Source organism: Streptomyces sp. URMC 123 (genome assembly GCF_051386515.1).
Taxonomy (GTDB): domain Bacteria; phylum Actinomycetota; class Actinomycetes; order Streptomycetales; family Streptomycetaceae; genus Streptomyces.
The window spans coordinates 1-3,918 of record NZ_JBPQTV010000462.1 but is presented as its reverse complement, the minus strand read 5'-3'; the positions used below and the strand labels follow the sequence as shown (position 1 = coordinate 3,918).

Sequence of the window (3,918 nt, the reverse complement as noted above, 5' to 3'; positions counted from 1 at the left end):
GACCTGCCCCACAACCCGTATCTGTCCGACACCCAGGCGGCGGTGGACCAACTGCTCGGGGCGCTGGGCTGCGCCGGCTGTCATGTCGAGGTCCGCCTTTCGAGGAGTCGGCCGGTGGGCCGGGTGGTCGTGCCGTGGTCGGCGATCCGCCGGCCGCGCAGCCAGGTGGAGCGCACCACGCCGTGCAGGGTGCGGCCGGCGTAGGCGGTGACGGGGTTGCGGTGGTGGAGGGCGGCCGGGTCCACGGTGAAGGTCTCGTCGGGGGCGAGGACGGCGAAGTCGGCGTCCCGGCCGGGCTCGATGGCGCCCTTGTGGGCGAGCCCGGCGAGGGCGGCGGGCGCGGTGGACATCCAGCGCGCCACGTCGTCCAGGCCCAGTCCTCTCCGCCGCGCCTCGGTCCAGACGGCCGGCAGGCCGAGCTGGAGGGAGGAGATGCCGCCCCAGGCCCGGTCGAAGTCCCCGGTGTCGAAGTGCTTGAGGTCGGCGGTGGAGGGCGAGTGGTCGGAGACCACGCAGTCGATGGTGCCGTCGGTCAGGCCCCGCCAGAGCGCGTCGCGGTTGGCGGCCTCGCGGATCGGCGGGCAGCACTTGAACTCGGTGGCACCGTCGGGGACGTCCTCGGCCGTGAGCGTGAGGTAGTGCGGGCAGGTCTCCACGGTGAGCCGGACGCCCGCGCGCCGGGCCTCGGCGATCATCGGCAGGGCGCCGGCGGAGGACAGGTGCAGCACATGGACCCGGGCGTCCAGCCGCCGCGCGAGGTCGATCAGCCGCTCGATGGCGGTGTGCTCGGCGCCGCGGGGCCGGGAGGCGAGGAAGTCGGCGTAGCGGCGGCCGGGGCGCCGGGGCGCGCTCTCGATGAGGTGCGGGTCCTCGGCGTGGACGATGACGAGGGCGTCGAAGCGGGCCGTCTCCCGCAGCGCGTCCTCCAGTTCGGCGGGCGAGAGCTGGGGGAACTCGTCCACGCCGGAGGGCAGCAGAAAGCACTTGAAGCCGAAGGCGCCCGCCTCGTGCAGGGGGGCGAGGTCCTTGAGGTTGCCGGGTATCGCGCCGCCCCAGAAGCCGACGTCCACATGGACCCGGCCGCGGGCCACCTGCCGTTTGAGCTCCAGGTGCGCGACGGTGGTGGTCGGCGGGACGCTGTTGAGGGGCATGTCGATCAGGGTGGTGACGCCGCCGGCCGCGGCGGCGCGGGTGGCGGTGGCGAAGCCCTCCCACTCCGTACGGCCCGGGTCGTTGATGTGCACATGGGTGTCCACGAGGCCGGGGAGCACGACGTCGTCCCCGGCGTCCTCCAGCCGCGCGCCGGGGGGTGGTTCCGCGCCGTGGGGCAGGACGGCCTCGATCCTGCCGCCGCTGACGAGGACGGCGGCGGGGCGGGTCCCGTCCGGGGTGACGACCCGGGTCGACCGCAGGACGAGCGGCCCGTCGCCGCGCTCGTCGTGGGGTCCCCCGTCACCTTCCGCGTGGCGTTCGCCTCCGTTGTACGCGTCCCTGATCTGGGGCACCCGGCGCCTCCTCGGCAGTCCCGTTCCTCGCGTCCGTTCCCGGCTGTGCGGGCGCACGCCGCCCCGCGCCGTGCCGCCGGCGCGGGGCGGAGCCCGCCGCGCACGGGATTCAACGTTCTGTTGAACGGAGTGTTCACGCCGGGCCGCCGGGCCGTCAAGACCCCCCTTCCTTTCATATGGCGGAATCCATATTCCGCCAACTAGAATGGCGCCCCCTTCGTCCGGTGGTGCCCGGGGCCGGCGGTCATCCGGCCGCATGCGCCGTGACCGGCGACGACGCCCGGGCCGGACCGCCATGGCCGGGACCGGCCGGGGGTAGGCTGCCCCCTTGCCGGCCGGCCGCGGCGCCGCACCGCGCGGTGGCCGGGCCCCATCTGCCCGAAAGGAACCGCCGACGTGCCGCCGTCCAGCGACAGCACCTCCGCAACCGCCAAGCCCGCCGCCCCCGGTGGCGTGCAGTCCCTCGAGCGCGCCTTCGATCTGCTGGAGCGGATGGCCGACGCCGGTGGCGAGGTCGGTCTGAGCGAGCTCGCCGCCAGCAGCGGACTGCCGCTGCCCACGATCCACCGGCTGATGCGGACCCTGGTGGCCAGCGGATACGTACGGCAGCAGCCCAACCGGCGCTATGCGCTCGGCCCCCGGCTGATCCGCCTCGGCGAGAGCGCCTCCCGGCTGCTGGGCACCTGGGCGCGCCCCCATCTCGCCCGGCTGGTCGAGGAGACCGGCGAGACCGCGAACATGGCGCTGCTCGACGGCGACGAGGTGGTGTACGTCGCCCAGGTGCCGTCCCGGCACTCGATGCGGATGTTCACGGAGGTGGGGCGGCGGGTGCTGCCGCACTCCACCGGCGTCGGCAAGGCGCTGCTCGCCCAGTTCCCGCCGGACGAGGTCCGCGCGCTGCTGAGCCGCACGGGGATGCCGGCCGCGACCGAGAAGACGATCACCACCCCGGAGGGGTTCCTGGCGGCGCTGGACCAGGTCCGCGAGTCGGGCTACGCCGTCGACGACAACGAGCAGGAGATCGGCGTGCGGTGCCTGGCGGTCCCCGTGCCCAACGCGCCGACCGCGGCGGCGATCTCGATCTCCGGCCCGGCCGGGCGCGTCACGGAGGAGGCGACCGAGCGGATCGTCCCCCTCCTGCGGGAGGTGGCGGCGCAGCTCTCGGTGACGATGTCGGCCTGAGCGCTGCGCTGCGCTTGGCTCGGCGTGGGGTGGCGCGGCCGCCGTTCGCACGGTGCCGCGGGGTGGCGGACCCGTGGGCGCGCCGCGCCGAGCCGTGGCGCGGACCGTCGACTACGTACGGTGCGGCGGCTCGCCGAAGAGCTCGATCGCCCGCCGGACCCCGGTCAGCGCGTCGCACAACGCGCTGACGGACCCCAGCGCCCCGGCGACGAGCAGCAACGAGCGCCGCAGGCGCGGCACTTCGGGCCGCCCCGTGCGCACCATGGCGTCCAGCGCGGCGAGTTCGTCCTCCGCGACCTCCCGGTCCGACAGCTCCGCGGGGTGCCCCGCGAGCTCCCGGCGCAGCCGTGACACCGCGGTGAGCAGCTCCGCGACCCGCGGATCGACATCGCCGCCCACCGGCTCGTCGGCCACCCGCCGGCGCCCCACGACGACGGCGCCCTCCATTGCGGCGGTGCCCATCGGCGTGCCGCGAACCGTCCCATCCCTGCGCAACGCTGGTCCCCCCTTCTGCGGCCGTGCTCCATCGGCCCCCTCGCGCCGGCCCGGGACAGGGCGCCGATACGTGAGGCTGCGGATCAGTTAACGCCACTCTCCGCCTTCGGCGCCACACGGAGAGCGAAATTCGGACGAGGAGATTCTGCGGCGCGCCACCCCGAAAGCCACCCCTGGGACACCCCTCGCGCCACCCTCGTGCGGTAGGACGGTCCCATGCCCCCGCGACACCCTCGGGCGCACTCCGCCCACGCCGCTCCCGTCACCCGTCCGACACACGCCGCGGACCCGGCGCGCGACGCCCCGCCGCGCCAACTCCCGGTCGCCGGGCTGCTGCTGGCCGCGGGCGGCGGGCGGCGGCTCGGCGGCCGCCCCAAGGCGCTGCTGCCCCACGGGGGCCGGCCGCTCGTGGAACACGCGGCCGGCGTGCTGCGGGCCGGCGGCTGCGAGCCGCTGCACATCGTGCTGGGCGCGGCGGCGCGGGAGGTACGGGCGCGGGCGGAGCTGCCGGGCTGTCGGCTCGTCGACAACCCGGCCTGGGCCGAGGGCATGGGCACCTCGCTGCGCGCGGGCCTGGCGTCGCTCGCCCCCACCGCCGCGACGGCCGCGCTGGTGCTGCTGGTGGACCAGCCGGGGATCGGGCCCGAGGCGGTCGCCCGGCTGATCGCCCGCCACCGGGCGGGGGGTGAAGCGGTGGTGCAGTTCCGCGAGGAACGTCAGAGCGGCGTCGGTCAGG

At 75.8% G+C, this 3,918-nt stretch carries 4 protein-coding genes; 2 read left to right on the top strand and 2 right to left on the bottom strand.

Annotated elements, in window-relative coordinates:
• Positions 1-80: 80 nt before the first annotated feature.
• A complete protein-coding gene (gene allB, locus ACSNOD_RS29345; protein ID WP_436770109.1) occupies positions 81-1,412 on the bottom strand; it encodes an allantoinase AllB in 1,332 nt (443 codons plus the stop codon).
• Positions 1,413-1,901: 489 nt separating this feature from the next.
• Here allB and ACSNOD_RS29340 point away from each other — a divergent pair, with 489 nt between their 5' ends.
• On the top strand, positions 1,902-2,687 hold the full coding sequence (locus tag ACSNOD_RS29340; RefSeq protein ID WP_436770107.1) for an IclR family transcriptional regulator: 786 nt from the start codon (positions 1,902-1,904) through the stop codon (positions 2,685-2,687).
• Positions 2,688-2,798: 111 nt separating this feature from the next.
• Here ACSNOD_RS29340 and ACSNOD_RS29335 read toward each other — a convergent pair whose 3' ends face one another.
• Positions 2,799-3,134: a DUF5955 family protein gene (locus tag ACSNOD_RS29335; protein ID WP_436770108.1), complete on the bottom strand. Its 336-nt coding sequence runs from the start codon at positions 3,132-3,134 to the stop codon at positions 2,799-2,801.
• 264 nt (positions 3,135-3,398) lie between these two features.
• Between ACSNOD_RS29335 and ACSNOD_RS29330 the strand changes: the two genes are divergently transcribed.
• A partial coding sequence (locus ACSNOD_RS29330) for a nucleotidyltransferase family protein (protein ID WP_436770106.1) occupies positions 3,399-3,918 on the top strand: 520 nt, incomplete at its 3' end.

Coding starts and splice junctions, on each gene's coding strand:
- ACSNOD_RS29335 (WP_436770108.1), bottom strand. CDS start 3,134: ATGGAGGGCGCCGTCGTCGTGGGGCGCCGGCGGGTGGCCGACGAGCCG.